This window comes from Vagococcus changpingensis (assembly GCF_058211775.1).
Map to the genome: position 1 here is coordinate 240,569 of NZ_JBYVZB010000001.1, position 15,826 is coordinate 256,394.

At 34.2% G+C, this 15,826-nt stretch carries 15 protein-coding genes; 13 read left to right on the forward strand and 2 right to left on the reverse strand.

All coding sequences use genetic code 11. The annotated features are described in order from the left end of the window. The first annotated feature begins 5 nt into the window (after window positions 1-5). The 12 genes from dnaG to AC37UB_RS01320 all read left to right on the forward strand — a co-directional run bounded on the left by dnaG (window position 6) and on the right by AC37UB_RS01320 (window position 12,798). Window positions 6-1,844, forward strand: coding sequence for a DNA primase (gene dnaG, locus AC37UB_RS01265; RefSeq protein ID WP_490685200.1), 1,839 nt, complete (start codon window positions 6-8; stop codon window positions 1,842-1,844). A gap of 27 nt (window positions 1,845-1,871) precedes the next feature. Next, complete coding sequence (rpoD, locus tag AC37UB_RS01270; RefSeq protein ID WP_117972767.1) at window positions 1,872-2,990, forward strand: RNA polymerase sigma factor RpoD; 1,119 nt, start codon at window positions 1,872-1,874, stop codon at window positions 2,988-2,990. 164 nt (window positions 2,991-3,154) lie between these two features. Further along, window positions 3,155-4,165, forward strand: a complete 1,011-nt coding sequence (locus tag AC37UB_RS01275) for a DUF1002 domain-containing protein (protein ID WP_117972244.1) — start codon at window positions 3,155-3,157, stop codon at window positions 4,163-4,165. Window positions 4,166-4,449: 284 nt separating this feature from the next. Continuing rightward, window positions 4,450-5,607, forward strand: a complete 1,158-nt coding sequence (locus tag AC37UB_RS01280) for an efflux RND transporter periplasmic adaptor subunit (protein WP_117972245.1) — start codon at window positions 4,450-4,452, stop codon at window positions 5,605-5,607. Next, the gene (locus tag AC37UB_RS01285) at window positions 5,607-6,314 is read left to right on the forward strand and encodes an ABC transporter ATP-binding protein (RefSeq protein WP_071456915.1); all 708 of its coding nucleotides are present in this window, start codon (window positions 5,607-5,609) and stop codon (window positions 6,312-6,314) included. Before AC37UB_RS01280 ends, AC37UB_RS01285 begins: the two co-directional genes overlap by 1 nt. Beyond that, window positions 6,307-7,527, forward strand: a complete 1,221-nt coding sequence (locus AC37UB_RS01290; RefSeq protein WP_241698961.1) for an ABC transporter permease — start codon at window positions 6,307-6,309, stop codon at window positions 7,525-7,527. The genes AC37UB_RS01285 and AC37UB_RS01290 overlap by 8 nt, the downstream gene beginning before the upstream one ends. A 150-nt stretch (window positions 7,528-7,677) precedes the next feature. Continuing rightward, window positions 7,678-8,385: a lantibiotic protection ABC transporter ATP-binding protein gene (locus AC37UB_RS01295; RefSeq protein WP_117972248.1), complete on the forward strand. Its 708-nt coding sequence runs from the start codon at window positions 7,678-7,680 to the stop codon at window positions 8,383-8,385. Next, on the forward strand, window positions 8,378-9,133 hold the full coding sequence (locus tag AC37UB_RS01300) for a lantibiotic immunity ABC transporter MutE/EpiE family permease subunit (protein ID WP_490685201.1): 756 nt from the start codon (window positions 8,378-8,380) through the stop codon (window positions 9,131-9,133). Before AC37UB_RS01295 ends, AC37UB_RS01300 begins: the two co-directional genes overlap by 8 nt. Continuing rightward, window positions 9,126-9,857 carry an ABC-2 family transporter permease gene (locus AC37UB_RS01305; RefSeq protein WP_490685202.1) on the forward strand — a complete coding sequence of 244 codons (732 nt, stop codon included), beginning with the start codon at window positions 9,126-9,128 and terminating at the stop codon, window positions 9,855-9,857. The genes AC37UB_RS01300 and AC37UB_RS01305 overlap by 8 nt, the downstream gene beginning before the upstream one ends. Before the next feature lie 2 nt (window positions 9,858-9,859). Beyond that, the gene (locus tag AC37UB_RS01310; protein WP_490685203.1) at window positions 9,860-10,528 is read left to right on the forward strand and encodes a response regulator transcription factor; all 669 of its coding nucleotides are present in this window, start codon (window positions 9,860-9,862) and stop codon (window positions 10,526-10,528) included. After that, window positions 10,507-11,853, forward strand: coding sequence for a sensor histidine kinase (locus AC37UB_RS01315; protein ID WP_490685204.1), 1,347 nt, complete (start codon window positions 10,507-10,509; stop codon window positions 11,851-11,853). Before AC37UB_RS01310 ends, AC37UB_RS01315 begins: the two co-directional genes overlap by 22 nt. Window positions 11,854-11,946: 93 nt before the next feature. Next, entirely contained in the window at window positions 11,947-12,798 is an 852-nt protein-coding gene (locus tag AC37UB_RS01320; RefSeq protein WP_490685205.1) for a VOC family protein, read from the forward strand. Window positions 12,799-12,854: 56 nt separating this feature from the next. Here AC37UB_RS01320 and AC37UB_RS01325 read toward each other — a convergent pair whose 3' ends face one another. Together AC37UB_RS01325 and AC37UB_RS01330 are read right to left on the reverse strand one after the other, a co-directional pair. After that, window positions 12,855-13,190, reverse strand: a complete 336-nt coding sequence (locus AC37UB_RS01325) for a branched-chain amino acid transporter permease (protein WP_490685206.1) — start codon at window positions 13,188-13,190, stop codon at window positions 12,855-12,857. Further along, window positions 13,187-13,882 carry an AzlC family ABC transporter permease gene (locus AC37UB_RS01330; protein WP_490685207.1) on the reverse strand — a complete coding sequence of 232 codons (696 nt, stop codon included), beginning with the start codon at window positions 13,880-13,882 and terminating at the stop codon, window positions 13,187-13,189. The genes AC37UB_RS01325 and AC37UB_RS01330 overlap by 4 nt, the downstream gene beginning before the upstream one ends. A 351-nt stretch (window positions 13,883-14,233) precedes the next feature. Here AC37UB_RS01330 and abc-f point away from each other — a divergent pair, with 351 nt between their 5' ends. Beyond that, entirely contained in the window at window positions 14,234-15,814 is a 1,581-nt protein-coding gene (abc-f, locus tag AC37UB_RS01335) for a ribosomal protection-like ABC-F family protein (RefSeq protein WP_490685208.1), read from the forward strand. Window positions 15,815-15,826: the final 12 nt, after the last annotated feature.

Below are 15,826 nucleotides of genomic sequence, written 5' to 3' on the forward strand. Positions count from 1 at the left end.
TCAATATGCCACAATTAATCCCTCAAGAATTAATTGATACAGTTAGACAAGAAACAAATATTGTTGAGGTCGTTGAAAACTATGTTCAATTAAAAAAATCTGGTAAAAATTATTTAGGCTTATGCCCATTTCACAATGAAAAAACACCGTCGTTTACCGTAGCAGAGGATAAACAAATCTTTCATTGCTTTGGATGTGGTAAGGGTGGAAATGTGTTTACTTTTATTCAAGAAGTAGAAGGATTATCATTTCCTGAGGCAGTTGGGAAACTAGCTGAACCACTAAATGTATCTTTGCCAACAACGTCATTTTCTGGTGTGCAACAAACACCCAAAAATAGTACACATCAAACATTAATTGAGATGCACGAACATGCTAAAAGTTTTTTTCACCATATTCTGGTAAATACAGAAGTTGGTAAAGATGCTATGACTTATTTGGAACAACGAGGTATTTCTCGAGAATATATTGATGCGTTTGAGTTAGGCTTTGCTCCTGACAACCGAGACATTTTATTAAAAGTTATGCAAAAAGAATTTAAAGACGGTCCTTTTGATGAGTCAGGTTTATTTGTCGAAAGAGATGATGGCACGTTGATGGACCGGTTTTTTAATCGAGTCATGTTTCCAATAAAGGATGCTAAAGGCAAAACAATTGGTTTTTCAGGTAGGCAGATGCCAACAGATCAACCAGATAAGGATAAAAAGCAGCCTAAATACCTTAATAGTCCTGAAACGGAGATATTTAACAAGCGAGAAGTGATTTATAATTTTCATTTAGCTAGACCTCATATTAGAAAAACAAATGAGGTTTATTTATTTGAAGGATTTATGGATGTTATGGCGTCTTATATGTCTGGTGTTAAAAATGCTGTCGCCACTATGGGAACAAGTTTAACTGAGCAACAAATTCATCGATTAGAGCGTGTGTGCGAAGATGTGACGATTTGTTATGATGGTGATTCAGCCGGCATCAATGCGACCAACCGGGCAATTGAATTATTGACCAAAAATACCGCAATCGGGGTTCAGGTAGTCAGTTTACCGAATAAACTAGATCCAGATGATTATCGGATGATGTATGGAACAGATGCTTTAGAAAACGAATTATTACACCATAAACAAACTGTGTTTCAGTTTAAACGCGTTTATTTGATGCAAGATTTTAATTTGGCAAACGAATCAGATGTTTTAGCTTATCTAGAGCTTGTGTTAAAAGAGTTAGCTATGATTCCATCTGTTATTGAAAAAGATTTCGCTTTAACACAACTATCAGAAGAATTTAACCTTTCTAAAGAAACGTTACAACTTCAATTAAATCAATTAATACAAGATAATAAGCAGCAAGCTTTTAAACAAATCATACCTAGAAGGCCAGAAACCATCATTCCTAAAACACAGGAATTTAGAAACATAGATGTGGTTGAAAAAGCCGAAAGGTTATTAATATTTCGTGCGTTAAATGAGAAGACAACATTTCAAAAAATAATCAGTCAGCCCAACTTTTCATTTATTCATGATGCCTATCAGGAATTATTTCAACATATAGCAAGTTTTTATGAATTGTATGGTCGAGTTGAATTGGCAGATTTTATTAATTATTTGAAAGAAGACAATTTACGTAATGTATTAATAACTATTACCATGCAAAATTTTAGTGAACAAAGTAATGACCGGGAGATTAGTGATTGTTTACAAGTGATAGAAAAAGCAAGTATTCAGTCTAAAATAAATGCTTTAAAGAAACAGCAACAAGAGGTCAAACAGATAGGTGATTCTATCAAAGAAATGGAAGTAACATTAGAAATTATCCAATTGCAAAAAGAATTAAGTAATTGGGGATAATACAAGGGGGAGTCCATCATGTCAAAAATGGAAAAAGATGCCGCATACAAAAAAGAAGTAACCAAGTTCATCAAAATAAATCGAGTTAGAGGTTCAGTATTTTATGATGAATTAACCAATAAATTAGCTACTCCTTATGAATTAGATGCTGATGATATGGATGAATTGATTGAAAAAGTTGAGGACGCAGGAATTAGCGTTGTGGATGAAAAGGGCGAGCCAAGTGAACACAGTTTACGTGTCGCTAAGAAAAATCAAGAACCTAAGAAAGAAAAAGAAAAAGAACCAGAAGAAGATTTAATTGCGCCAGCTGGGGTAAAAATCAATGATCCCGTTCGTATGTACTTAAAAGAAATCGGTCGTGTCTCACTTCTTACAGCTGACGAGGAAGTTGCTTTAGCGCTACGTATTAAAGAAGGTGATCCTGAAGCAAAACAAGAATTAGCTGAAGCTAACTTACGTTTAGTGGTGAGTATTGCAAAACGCTACGTTGGTCGAGGAATGCAATTTCTTGATTTAATCCAAGAAGGGAACATGGGATTAATGAAGGCAGTTGAAAAGTTTGACCACGAAAAAGGGTTTAAGTTTTCTACTTATGCGACTTGGTGGATTCGTCAAGCAATTACGCGTGCGATTGCCGATCAAGCAAGAACGATTCGTATTCCAGTTCATATGGTTGAAACAATCAATAAATTAATTCGTATCCAACGTCAATTACTACAAGACTTGGGACGCGAACCAACACCAGAAGAAATTGGAGCAGAGATGGATTTATCACCTGAAAAAGTACGTGAAATCTTAAAAATCGCTCAAGAACCTGTCTCACTTGAAACACCTATTGGAGAAGAAGATGACTCGCACTTAGGTGATTTTATCGAGGATCAAGACGCAACTAGTCCAGCTGAACATGCAGCTTACGAATTATTAAAAGAACAATTAGAAAGTGTGCTTGATACATTAACTGATAGAGAAGAAAATGTCTTACGTTTACGTTTTGGTTTAGATGATGGACGCACTCGTACATTAGAAGAAGTCGGAAAAGTATTTGGTGTGACTCGTGAGAGAATTCGTCAGATTGAAGCAAAAGCGTTAAGAAAATTACGCCACCCTTCTCGTTCTAAACAATTAAAAGACTTTTTAGAATAAAAATAATAACGCACTAGTTAAAGCTAGTGCGTTTGTTTTTAATTGATTTTTTTTAAAGAATGTTAAATAATCAATAAAAAGACTTAATTCATTCTAAAGATGGATGGAAATAAGGAACAGATGTGTTACATTTGTAATGAATTAAAAAATGAAAAGGTGATGTTATGAATAAATTTAAAAAGATTTTACTAGGTCTTACACTACTTTCAACAGTTGGATTAAGTACGCAAGTTTCGGCTGCAGAAAAAGCGAAAGATGAAGGATGGGATATTCCAAATATCGCATTAGGTAATGGCTTAACAGATGCTGAAAAGCAACAAACACGTGATATTTTAACAAAAGACCTGAGTAAAGTATCCATGTTAAGTGGAGCAAACACTCAGAATATAAATGAATACATTGTTGATGGCAATGATTTAGTGAAATATGTGACCGACGTTCCAGAATTTACCAGTTCGTCAAAAGCTTATTCAAGTGCGTTGATTGCTCGTACAAAAAGTGGGTCAGGTGTTACCGTGGATATTGTGACACCAGATAAAATTACCGCAAGAACTGAAGCAATGTATCGTTCAGCAGCGATTACAAGTGGTGTGTATGATGCCTACATTCGTATTGCAAGCGTTCGACCAATGGATGGTAGTGGTGCATTAGCTGGTATTTATAAGATTTATGATGAAGTAGATCCTGCCTCTAATCAAACGGAACAAAAAGAGCGTGATGAAAAGCGTGAAGTAGCACAAGATCAAATGCAAGTGGTTTCTGCCATTGATCAACAAAACCAAGATAATAAAGATTATTCTTCAGAAAACATCTTAGTCATGTTAGCTGATATTCAAATGGAATTACAAAAAATTAATAAGAAATTAAGTGACATGTCTGATGAGAAAAAGAAACAAGAAGTAACCAATGTGGTTGACGAACAAATTGAGAAAAACGGCCTGCAAGAAGCCATTACACCAGAACTAAAAACGCAAGTCGTCAATAACATGGTGAACTTTACTAATACAAGTGCCATCACAGATAAAGAATTAACCAGTCAATTATCTGGGTTTAAAGATGACATTGTGAAAAATGGTAAAGAATTTAAAGATAATTTATTGTCAGAAGAAAATGTCGAAAAAGCAAAAGGAATTTGGCAAAAGATTAAAGATTTCTTCTCAAACTTATTTAAATAACGTTGAAACTATCTAGTGAAAACTAGGTAGTTTTTTTAATAGACTAGGGGATTATAAGTTCAGCCGTCAATGTCTAGCTCCCAAGTCCTGACCTAGTGAAAAAAAGATAACTTTTCGCCATTGCGCGCTTCGCTGCTCATTCAGGGTCAAATTTCCTATTTTTTCATAGGTCAAGGCGGACTTTTCCCTTTTCTTATACTCACTCACAATAGGACCATCGACTGATTTTTCCAATGCTTTTTTTAGGTATACTTAAATTATTAATGAAAAAGGAGTTATTGAGGATGTCAAAAAAGAAAAAAGTGGTTATTGGGAGTATTATTGGGTTGGTAGTGATTGCTGCAATCGGTGGGAAAATGGTGTTATCGAAAAAAGAGCCAGTAAACACAAAGGAAGAAGAAAAAATTGAGTTTTATACCGTTGAAAATGTTGATCAAGTGTTTATTAATGGTGTGGTAACTCCTGTTATGTCAAAAGAATTTACCAAAGATACAACTCTAGGTAAATTGGGTGATTTAAACGTAAAAAATGGTGAAAATGTCACAAAAGATACAGTGCTTTATCAATACTTAGATGAGACAACAGACTCTCAAATTAGAGACTTGAAATTTCAAATTGAATCAACACAAGCCGAAAAAGAAAAAGCTGCAAGACAAATGCAACTTGAAATAAATGAAATGAATAATGCGCCAACCTCAGAATCAGGAGAAGCTACCAGTAGCCCTGTATCGAAAGAAAGCATAGAATTAAAATATGATTTAGGTAGTTATGATATTAAAATGAGTCAATTACAAACACAAATTAATGAATTAAGCGAAAAACAGGTTAATAAAGTCATTGCACCTTTTGACGGTCAGGTTATTATTCCACAAGACCAAAACAGGGATAGTGCCATTTTAACGTTATCATCAACTGATTTTTATGTTGAAGGTAGTGTCAATGAGAAAGACTTAGAAAAAGTTAAAGAAAAACAAATAGCGGACGTTAGAACCATTGCGGATAATAAACTATACAAAGGTGAAGTCACTTATGTGTCTAATATTCCAAATACCCAGCAAGCAACAGAAGGTGGTGCATCAAATAGTGGGAATTCTTTATCAACTTACACAGTAAAATTAAGTTTAAAAGATGCAAAAGAAATTCGCAAAGGATTCCATGTACAAGCTTCGATTAAGCTAGAAGATAAAAAAATAGAAATACCAAAAGAAGCCGTAAAAGTAGATGATAAAACGAAAGAAGTTTATGTACTCGTTGATGATTTTGGCACAATTGCAAAACGGGTAGTTGAAACGACCGATCAAGGGGCATCAAAAGATAAAATTATCGTAACAAGTGGTTTAGAAGGATTAGATCGTGTCATTATTTCATCCAAAGCACCTTTAACAGTAGGTGAACCAACTCCTGGAGGTGAAGTTACCGAAAATGAAGGAGGAGAAAAATAATGAGTCACGACAACCCAGTATTAGTTGAGTTAAATGATATAAATAAATACTATCCAGTCGGCAAATCAACACTGCATGTCTTAAAAAATCTCAACCTTACTATTGAGCAAGGCGAATTTATCATGATTATGGGGAAATCCGGTAGTGGAAAAACGACGCTCATGAATATTATTGGATTTTTAGATCAACTATCAGATGGTGAGTATATTTTTGATAATAAAGACGCGTCAGAATTAACTGAAAATCAAAAATCGACTTTAAGAAACGAATACATCGGATTTATTTTTCAACAATTTTTCTTAATACAATCGTTAAATGTGATTCAAAATGTTGAATTACCAATGGTGTATGGTGGAAAGAAAAAAGAAAAAGAACGTCGTCAAATCGCCTCAGACTATTTAGCTATGGTTGGTCTAGAAGGAAAAGAGTTTTCTAAAACGACTGAGTTATCAGGAGGACAACAGCAACGTGTCGCCATAGCTAGAGCCTTAGTTAATGATCCACTATTAATTATGGCAGATGAACCGACAGGAGCCCTTGATAGTGAAACGAGTGAAGATATTATGACTATCTTGTCGAATTTAAATAAAGAAGGAAAAACAATTGTCATGGTCACTCATGATCCTGATATGAGAAAGTATGCCACACGAGTGGTTTATATGAAAGATGGTTTATTCCTTACCGAGGAGGAATTTATCAATGCTTAAAAATCTATTATTAAGTACTTTCTTAAGTTTAAGGGCACATAAACTACGTGTTTTTTTAACGATGGTTGGAATTATTATTGGAATCACAGCTGTTGTGACAGTATCAGCAATCGGTGAAGGGATGAAGCAAAGTAGCTTAAAAGTAATGGAATCTACCGATGCTAACGTGATTCGTCTAATCTATAAGGTTGATCAGAGTGATGATAGTATTGGCTTTCAAGACGAAGAGCCGTTTGCGTTTGACAAACTTGATTTAAAACTGTTAAGAGGACTCGATGGTGTTGATACCATTAGTGCTGATTATGGGTTTGGATTCGGTGCTAAAGAGATGGTGACGAGTACACTAAACTATTTTGACACTTCAGGTAGTGGTCAAATTGTGGCAACAAGTAAAACGAATACACCAGTTGGTTTTGGAAATAGTTTTACTACTGAGCAATTAGAATCAAATAGTATTATCATCACGTATGATACCATGCAATCAACGCTAGGCATCCGAAAACCTAAAGATATTATTGGAAGAGCGATTGATGTTGATGGTATAAAATTTTTGGTAGTTGGTGTAAAGCCTAAGATTGATGATGGTGCCATGATAATGGATGATTCCGCCTTTTTTGACGAAGTACCTAAAAAAGCGTTTAATGACCTTGCAAAGAATAAACCAATCAATGCAATCAAATTAAAAATGACAGAACACGGTGATAGACAAGCCGTTATTGATCAAGCAAATACATTACTTAAAGAACAACACCCTAATTTAGTTGGAACATTTGAAGAAGATCGTTCAAATGAACAAGCACGACAACAAATTGAATCGATGCTTCAAGCAGTTGTAACAGGATTATTATTTATTACAGCTATTTCACTTTTAGTTGGTGGAATTGGCGTGATGAATATCATGTATGTGTCTGTTTCTGAACGTAAAAGAGAAATTGGGATTAGACGAGCCATTGGGGCAAAACCCATTACTATTTTATTACAATTTTTATTAGAAGCAGCGTTTATTACACTAATTGGTGGCGTCATTGGGATCTTCTTTGGATGGGGACTTGCAACACTGATTTCCACTTTTGCAGATGGTATTACAGCAATTGTTAGTCCAAGTATGGCAATACTCTCAGCGTCTATTTCAGCAGGAATTGGGTTAATATTTGGTGTTATACCAGCTATTAATGCAGCCAAATTAGATCCTATAAAAGCAATTTATCAATAAATCACACACTTAATTTGTTCAAATCGAGCAAATTAGGTGTTTTTTTGTTCTTTTTAATTTTGTTTATGAATTATTTTTTGCTGTTTTTATTTCATTATAATTTCATTATATTTACCCTTTATAGTTAAGTCATCAAAAGGAGGACATATGATGACAAACATAATTGAAATAAAAGGAGTATCAAAACAATTTAAACATCAAACTGTTTTAGATAATATCTCATTAACGATAGAAGAAGGCACAGTCTATGGCTTATTAGGACCAAATGGGGCTGGGAAATCAACCTTATTAAAAATTATTACTCAAGTAATTAAACCAGATTCTGGAACGATTTACTTTGACTCACATGAATTAAACCAATCTGATTTACTTGAGATAGGGGCGATTATAGAAAGTCCAGCTATTTATCCTAACTTAACAGCTTATGAAAATTTAGACGTTTTAGCTACATTACTTAATATAGAAAAAACACGTATCAAAGAGGTTCTATCCGTTGTGTCGTTAGAAAACACTGGAAAAAAGCTAGCAAAAGATTTTTCTTTTGGGATGAAACAACGTTTAGGCATTGCGATGGCATTGATTCATCAACCAAGGTTATTGATTTTAGATGAACCAACAAATGGTTTAGATCCTGTTGGGATACAAGAATTAAGAGAGTTAATCAAATCATTTTCAAAACAAGGAATAACCGTGATTTTGTCCAGTCATATTTTAAGTGAAGTACAACAAGTTGCTGATAAAGTAGGGATCATCAATCATGGACATTTACGTTACGAAGGGAAAAATGATATGACGGGTACTCATCTTGAAGACTTGTTTATGACTATCATCAAAAAGGATGGTAAGGATTATGAATAACTATATAAAGGCAGAATTCATTAAAGACAAACGTTCTGCTAATGCGACCTTGATGAAACTTGTTCCAGTGATTGTTGTAGTGTTTAATTTATTGATGGTCAGTCTAATGGGAGTAGCACCAACTGGTAAAAGTTACGTGATGGCAACGACCTTTAATTGGTATCCAATTTTGATTTTACCTGTCATATTAAGTTTATTGGTAGTCAATAGTTGCAGTAAGGAAACACCATCACACCTTGTTAGTCAAAAGAGTTTGGGAGTCAGTGGAAGTAAAATGTTGTTTGCAAAAAATGTGGTGGTATTAGCTGAATTATTTGTTATGTTAATTATCTCTTCTGTACTGGCAGATGGTTTAGGAATATTTATTTTTAAGGAAACGATTCACATTAAGACCTTAATCATGGCTACCATCACACTTTTTATAGGTAGCTTGCCTGTTGTTGGCATGTCATTTTTATTATTTTATGTCGTTCATAAAAAAGTGGTGGTTATCTTAATAAACTTTTTATTGGTTTTTCCTTCAGCGTTAATAGCAGTCCAATCAAAATGGGTCTTTTTCCCATGGGCATATAGCTTACGTATGCTTGCACCAATTATAGGGGTCCATCCAAATGGCACATTTTTAACTGAGGAGAATCCATTGATGACTACTCATGCAACTTATTTAGGTATTATGTTAAGTTTAATGGTTTATCTACTTGTTTTAATTACTTTGACCATTCTTATTAGGAGGAAAAATCATGACTAATCTCTTAAAATCATATTGGCTACGCACTAAAAGGACTCCAGTGAGAGTGTTGATGATCCTTGCACCAATTTTATATTCACTTATCGTGTGTTTGTATTTCTTTTTTTCAAAGACTTTAAAAGGACAAGAAGTTCTCTCGTTTTATGCGATGTTAGCCATTATATCGACTTTTTCATTAAGTATTCTTGTCCCGATGGTTTATGACCCTGATAAAATAGCCAGTCATTATGCCAACGATTTACGAATCGGCATCGACAGACGACGAGTATTTTTTACCCGATTTGTTTTTATCACACTGATTTGTCTAGTGATTATTCTTTTAGCAGTGAGTTTTTTTATTCTTTTCTTACTTGTTACCAACGGTGAGTTTAAAAAAATTCAAGTTATCATATTAACAGTTATCCTGTTAATGACATTAATGCCGATGATTGCTATTTATCAGTATTTATCTTTACGATTTAATTATACTGGTAGTATTTTGGTAGGATGCTTAATAACATTAGCAGCAATCTTACTTGGGACAACGAATTTGGGTGAGAGAGTGTGGCTGTTTTTACCCTTTACTTGGCCAATTAAATTAACTTTTGAAGTAGGCAAAGGAGCAATGAGTCTTCGTATTGTCAGTCTAGTGTTAATAGGGACAGTTTTAGTAACGGCAATCACACTCTGGGGATTGTCACTTTGGTATAATAAGTGGGATGGTGTCACACGATTGGAGGAATAGTGATGAAAATATTAATCATTGATGATGACGAGGATTTATTAAAGCTAATAGAAAATGCGTTAAGTAAAGAGTACACAGTGGAGACTAGATTAGGTGCAAATAAAGTTAATCCTGATGAGTTAAAGCATTATGATCTAGTGATATTAGATGTGATGATGCCAGAGATGTCAGGCTTTGACTTTTTAAAACAGTACAGAGAACTGATTGATGCACCCATCATTCTTTTAACAGCAAAAGATTTTGAAAAAGATAAAATTGAAGGATTTGCTTTAGGGGCGGATGATTATGTGACTAAACCTTTTTCTATCAAAGAAATAAGAGCACGAGTTGCTGCTCATTTAAGAAGAGAGCAACGACAAAAGCATCATCGATTGATTGATTATCCGGTGTCCTGTGACTTGATTGCCAAGCAGTTTTTTTACGAGGAAACGAAAGTATCACTTACCTCAAGTGAATATGAGTTATGTGAATTACTATTAAAAAATAAAGGGCAAGTTTTTTCAAAAGAACAGCTTTATACGTCTATTTATGGATTAGAAGCAGTGGGAGATAGTCAAACAACGATTACAGAACGAGTGAAGCAGATTCGAGCAAAATTTGATTTAGTTGGCATTAATCCAATTAAAACAGTATGGGGAGTTGGGTATAAATGGCAAATCGAAAAGGACTGACTCGTTTGGTCACAACATACGCTGTGATGGAGTTACTTTATACGTTTTTCGTCATGATTTTTTTCTTTTTACTACTAAATATATTGGTCAATACTGGTATTGTTTACCCAGCTAATTACCCTGAAAGTCAGTTGGGTAAAGTTGAAAAAGACTTTAAATCTGAGAGTTGGACACCAGATCAACTGCCATTTTTTTATGAGTATGAATATATGAAAAATGGGCAAGTGGTTGATCGTAACATCAGTGAGACTTATCAACCTTATGTCAAAAAAGCACAAGAAACAGCAAGAGCGTCAAAAGATAGTTTTATTGGGGCAAGAGTGTTTCGATACTACACTATAAATGATAAAGAACTAGCTGTCAGCTACAAATTAAGTCCATTCTTTGCATCACAAAAACTTAATCAGTTGATTCCACATTTTGAAGGTTTTTATTGGCTCGTTGTTTTTTTGGTTTGGATAAGTGGTTTTTTATTTTTGATTGTGAGATTAACTAAGATACTAAAAAGAGAGATTAAAAAAATATCAACAGCCAGTGTCTACATTCAGCAACAAAATCTTGATTATCCAAGAATAAACAGTGACTATAAAGAAATTAATGACGTATTATCTACCATTGATTTATTGGCAAATGATTTAAAGAAATCTCTGCAAGAACAGTGGCAAATGCAAGAAACGAAGCGAGACTTAATTGAGTCAGTGACTCATGATATTAGAACACCCATTACGTTAATAAAAGGGAATCTTGAATTGTTAGATGAAGAAGCGTTGACCGCTAGTTCAAGCGAACGGGTGAAAGATATTGAAAAAGGTGTATCACGATTAGAAGTTTACGTTGAAAGATTAAAACAGATTTCAAGTCATGTCACTGAAGAAAAAATGCCAGTGAGTGAAGAGGTGTTAAGTCGTTGGATTGATGTCGCACGTTTATTATGTGACACTCATCAACGACAACTTAGCGTGATGGAAACTGATACAAGTTCTATTCCATTAGAAACTGAAAATGTCACGATAGCGTTACAAAATATAATCAGTAACTCAATCGAGCATTCTAACCTAAATTCAACGATTACATTAGATTTTAGAGATTTAGAGACAGAGTACCGCGTGACCATAACAGATGAAGGAACAGGATTTTCGGACTTATTTTTAGCCTCATCACCTAGTAAATATATGTCAAGTAAGCTAGATAATACGACTTCTCACGGATTAGGATTGTATCATGTGAAAGAAATGGTTGAACGGCATCATGGGACGTTACTCATCGAAAATCGTCCAGAAAAAAATCAAACAGGTGCGAAAGTGACGCTAGTATTTAAGAAATAACATCATGAAACAAGTTAGTTGTGCTGGATTATTTTTCGTAGTATAGTTACTTACATAAAGTAAGAGTTATACAAAAGAAAGAGGTTGAAGCATATGTCATTTCATAAAAATCCAGTTACCTTTGTTAGTCATGTTGCACTTAAAGTGAGTGACTTAGAAAAATCTAAACGTTTTTATACGGAAGTATTAGGATTAAACATAAAAGAACAGACATCAAACAGTGTGTCATTTACGACAAATGGTCAGGATGTTTTGTTAATGATTACCCAATCAAAAACTATCAACAAAAAACAAGAACAACGAACAGGCTTGTACCATTTTGCTTTACTATTACCAAAACGAGCAGACTTATCTCAAGTCGTGAGACATTTTATTCATCTAGGCGTTCGTTTTGGTGGCGGAGATCATTTAGTTAGTGAAGCCATTTATTTAAATGATCCAGATGGCAATGGGATTGAAATTTATGTCGACAGAGAGGCGAGTATTTGGCTATGGTCGAATGGTGAAGTCTTGATGACAACAGATCCAGTTGATTTTGATGACTTATTAAAAGAATCAATTGACCCAGTTTGGAATGGTTTGCCAAAAGAAACGGTGATGGGGCATATTCATTTGCAAGTGAATGATTTAGCAAAAAATAAAGAGTTCTATGTTGATGGGCTTGGGTTTGATGTGGTCAGTCGATATGGAAGAGAGGCATTGTTTTTATCTGATTCAAACTATCATCATCATATTGCCTTAAACACTTGGTCAGGGACACAAATTAAACACGCTGAAAAAACAGAAACAGGCATCGAAAGTTATTCAATTGTCTTTCCAAGCGAAGAAAAACGACAAGAGACTGTGGCGTCATTAAGAGAATTAGGTATTCCAGTAATGGAAGAAGAAAATGAAGTTACTGTATTTGATCCGTCAGATATAAAACTAAAATTGATGATTGGTTAAGAAAAACCATCTATCCAAATGTGGGTAGATGGTTTTTCTTTATTCATGCAAGTTTCTTAAAATAAAATAGTTTGTACTAGTACCATATAAAAAATGGTTCCTAATCCTATACTTAAAAAGGTGCTGTGTTTCCACTTATGGATGATGACAATCAGTAAAATTGCGAGTAATTCTGGAAACGCAAAGACTCTTGTGACGGCATCTTTTAGACAAAATACAACTAACAAACCCATCGTGGCATAAGGTAAAACGTTTCCTAGATATGTAATATAAACAGGAGGTGTTTTATTTTCTGGAAATAATATAAATGGTAGGAAACGAGTTAACATCGTCCCAAGGACTACAACGCCAATCGTAATGAGTTGGTGTGAAAAAGACATGGTTGTCATCATGTCGTCACCTCCTGTTTATCAAGATTTTTTCTATCTAAAGTAAAGATTAACACGATTAAAGCCATGGCTGGCAACATAAAATTGTTAGCCCCTAATAAAATTAAACAAATAAACGAACTAATGAGTCCAATAAGAGCTGATCTATGGTCGGAGGATTCTTTCCATTGATTGATAAACATGACAACAAATAAAGCAGTCATCACAAATTCAATGCCAGTTGTATCAAATGTGATAACTGAACCAAGTAATGCACCAAGTGTTGCGCCGCCTACCCAATAAATCTGATTTAGTAATGTCACAAAAAACATAAACCATCCTTTATCGACATCTTTTGGTGGTGTGACGGTACAATTTATCGTGAATGATTCATCACACATACCATAAATAAGATAGAACTTTTTCCAACCGGTATTTTTATATTTATCCAACATAGAAATACCGTAAAATATGTGTCTAGCATTGACTAAAAGCGTCAAAACAAAGGCATAAAGTGGGTTGTAAGCTGACATGAGTAAATTAGCTGTGACAAATTCCATTGAACCAGCATAGATAAAAAAACTCATGAGCATTGGATACCACACACTAAACTCCATACTACGCATCAAAAAACCATAAGACATTCCTAAAAACAAAAACCCAACACAAATTGGCAGTGTGTAGGGCAGAGCTGTTTCGAACGCTTTTCTTTTCATTTAACTCCCCCCAATGAATGAAACTTTTTTCCATCATACAGTTGTAAGAATTATCCGTCAAGTCAGTCAATTAAAGTGAGTAGTCAAAATAAGCCACGTCGTGTTATAGTTGTCTTAACAATTTAAGAAAGGGTGACCCAAATACATGTACAACTAAATCCTATTTATAAGCAACATGAAGGAAACGATGTAACAAGCTTTTTTGTTATGCGTTTGTCTTTATTTGTGGAATAGGTGTGGTTGTATGAGTGTGGGTTGATGTTTTTTTGAGTATGCCCTAAACACGTTTAATCCCTCCTATTTCAAACAATAGGAGGGATTTTTTTCTCCTAAAATTAAGGAGATGGTAAGATGAAACAAATTGATATACTAACATTTAATTATCAAATAAACCCAAATTTAGAATTAACGATAGACAACCTAAGTGTGAACAGGGGAGATAAAATTGGGCTAATTGGAAATAATGGTAGCGGGAAAACGACGTTACTACACCTTTTAGCGCAAGACATTTCGTTAGAGACACCAAGTGTTCAGCATTATCTATCTGTCACACTCGTCAAACAGTTTAAAGAAGGATTTGATGATAAAAGTGGAGGAGAAAAAACGCAACGCTATTTACAAGAAGCATTTAAACAAGATAGCGTGTGGTTACTTGATGAACCAACGACCCATTTAGACAATCGTCATGTTGATTGGGTTGAAAAACAAGTATTGAATCATCATGAAGGTATAGTGGTTGTATCACACGATCGTCATTTTTTAAATCAAGTGTGTAATAAAATTTGGCTTTTAAAAGATGGAAAAATAATAGTTTATAAAGGAAACTACCAATCATTTTTAACCCAATATGGGGAACAAGAAAGACGACACAAAGAAAACTATGACATTTATCAACGTGAAAAGAAAGAATTAGAACAAGCGATTCGAGCCAAAAAGCAACAAGCAAATGGGGCCATGGCTGTGCCGAAAAATAAAAAGCAAGCTGGAGAAAAAGTTGGTAGTAGCAAACCATATTATGCAAAAAAACAGAAAAAACTAGATAAATCAGCCAAAGCCCTGGAAACAAGATTATCACAATTAGAACGAGTGGAAGCACCGAAAAAAGAAACATCACTCACTATGGAAACTTCTCTTTCTCATATGTCAGGTGAGCATATTATGATAAGAGGGATGGATGTATCAGCTGAAATAAATCATCAAGTCCTTTTTTCTCAGAGCGATTTTTATATTAAAAATAGAGAAAAGGTCGCAATAGTTGGGGACAATGGTGTAGGCAAAACGACGTTACTAAAAATGATGTTAGATAAAGAAAGTTCTATTAAAGTGTCACCATCAATTGAGTTTGGTTATTTCTCACAAGAAGTTGATTTACTAGATGATAACGAAACAGTTTTAGAAAATGTTTTATCAAGTATGCGTGATTATAATCAGACATTAGCAAGAACAGTGTTGGCACGAATGCAGTTTTTTGACCGTGATATAGAAAAGCCTGTCAGTGTATTAAGTGGAGGAGAGTGTGTTAAAGTGACTTTAGCAAAACTATTATTAAGTGATATTAACACGTTAGTCCTAGATGAGCCGACAAATTATTTAGACATTGAAGCAATGCGAGCATTAGAAGCATTATTACAAGCGTTTGAAGGGACAATTATTTTTGTGTCTCATGATAGAGAGTTTATTAATTCAGTGGCAACAAAATTATTAATTATTGAAAACAAAAAGATAAACGTATTTGAAGGACCTTTGTCAGATTATAAAATCACCCCAATCATTAAAAAGAATTCAAAACAGCAGGATAGTTTATTAGTGATTGAAACAAAAATTAGTGAAGTATTAGGTAAGTTGAGTCTTGAACCAAGTGAAGAATTAGAGCAAGAATTTCAGTTGTTATTAAAACAAAAACAAGTATACAAAAAAACACACAAGAGTTGATATCTTGTGTGT

Bases quoted from the DNA above. Each gene is read 5' to 3' on its own strand.
- dnaG (WP_490685200.1), top strand. From the start codon at position 6: ATGCCACAATTAATCCCTCAAGAATTAATTGATACAGTTAGACAAGAA.
- rpoD (WP_117972767.1), top strand. From the start codon at position 1,872: ATGGAAAAAGATGCCGCATACAAAAAAGAAGTAACCAAGTTCATCAAA.
- AC37UB_RS01275 (WP_117972244.1), top strand. From the start codon at position 3,155: ATGAATAAATTTAAAAAGATTTTACTAGGTCTTACACTACTTTCAACA.
- AC37UB_RS01280 (WP_117972245.1), top strand. From the start codon at position 4,450: ATGTCAAAAAAGAAAAAAGTGGTTATTGGGAGTATTATTGGGTTGGTA.
- AC37UB_RS01285 (WP_071456915.1), top strand. From the start codon at position 5,607: ATGAGTCACGACAACCCAGTATTAGTTGAGTTAAATGATATAAATAAA.
- AC37UB_RS01290 (WP_241698961.1), top strand. From the start codon at position 6,307: ATGCTTAAAAATCTATTATTAAGTACTTTCTTAAGTTTAAGGGCACAT.
- AC37UB_RS01295 (WP_117972248.1), top strand. From the start codon at position 7,678: ATGACAAACATAATTGAAATAAAAGGAGTATCAAAACAATTTAAACAT.
- AC37UB_RS01300 (WP_490685201.1), top strand. From the start codon at position 8,378: ATGAATAACTATATAAAGGCAGAATTCATTAAAGACAAACGTTCTGCT.
- AC37UB_RS01305 (WP_490685202.1), top strand. From the start codon at position 9,126: ATGACTAATCTCTTAAAATCATATTGGCTACGCACTAAAAGGACTCCA.
- AC37UB_RS01310 (WP_490685203.1), top strand. From the start codon at position 9,860: ATGAAAATATTAATCATTGATGATGACGAGGATTTATTAAAGCTAATA.
- AC37UB_RS01315 (WP_490685204.1), top strand. From the start codon at position 10,507: ATGGCAAATCGAAAAGGACTGACTCGTTTGGTCACAACATACGCTGTG.
- AC37UB_RS01320 (WP_490685205.1), top strand. From the start codon at position 11,947: ATGTCATTTCATAAAAATCCAGTTACCTTTGTTAGTCATGTTGCACTT.
- AC37UB_RS01325 (WP_490685206.1), bottom strand. From the start codon at position 13,190: ATGATGACAACCATGTCTTTTTCACACCAACTCATTACGATTGGCGTT.
- AC37UB_RS01330 (WP_490685207.1), bottom strand. From the start codon at position 13,882: ATGAAAAGAAAAGCGTTCGAAACAGCTCTGCCCTACACACTGCCAATT.
- abc-f (WP_490685208.1), top strand. From the start codon at position 14,234: ATGAAACAAATTGATATACTAACATTTAATTATCAAATAAACCCAAAT.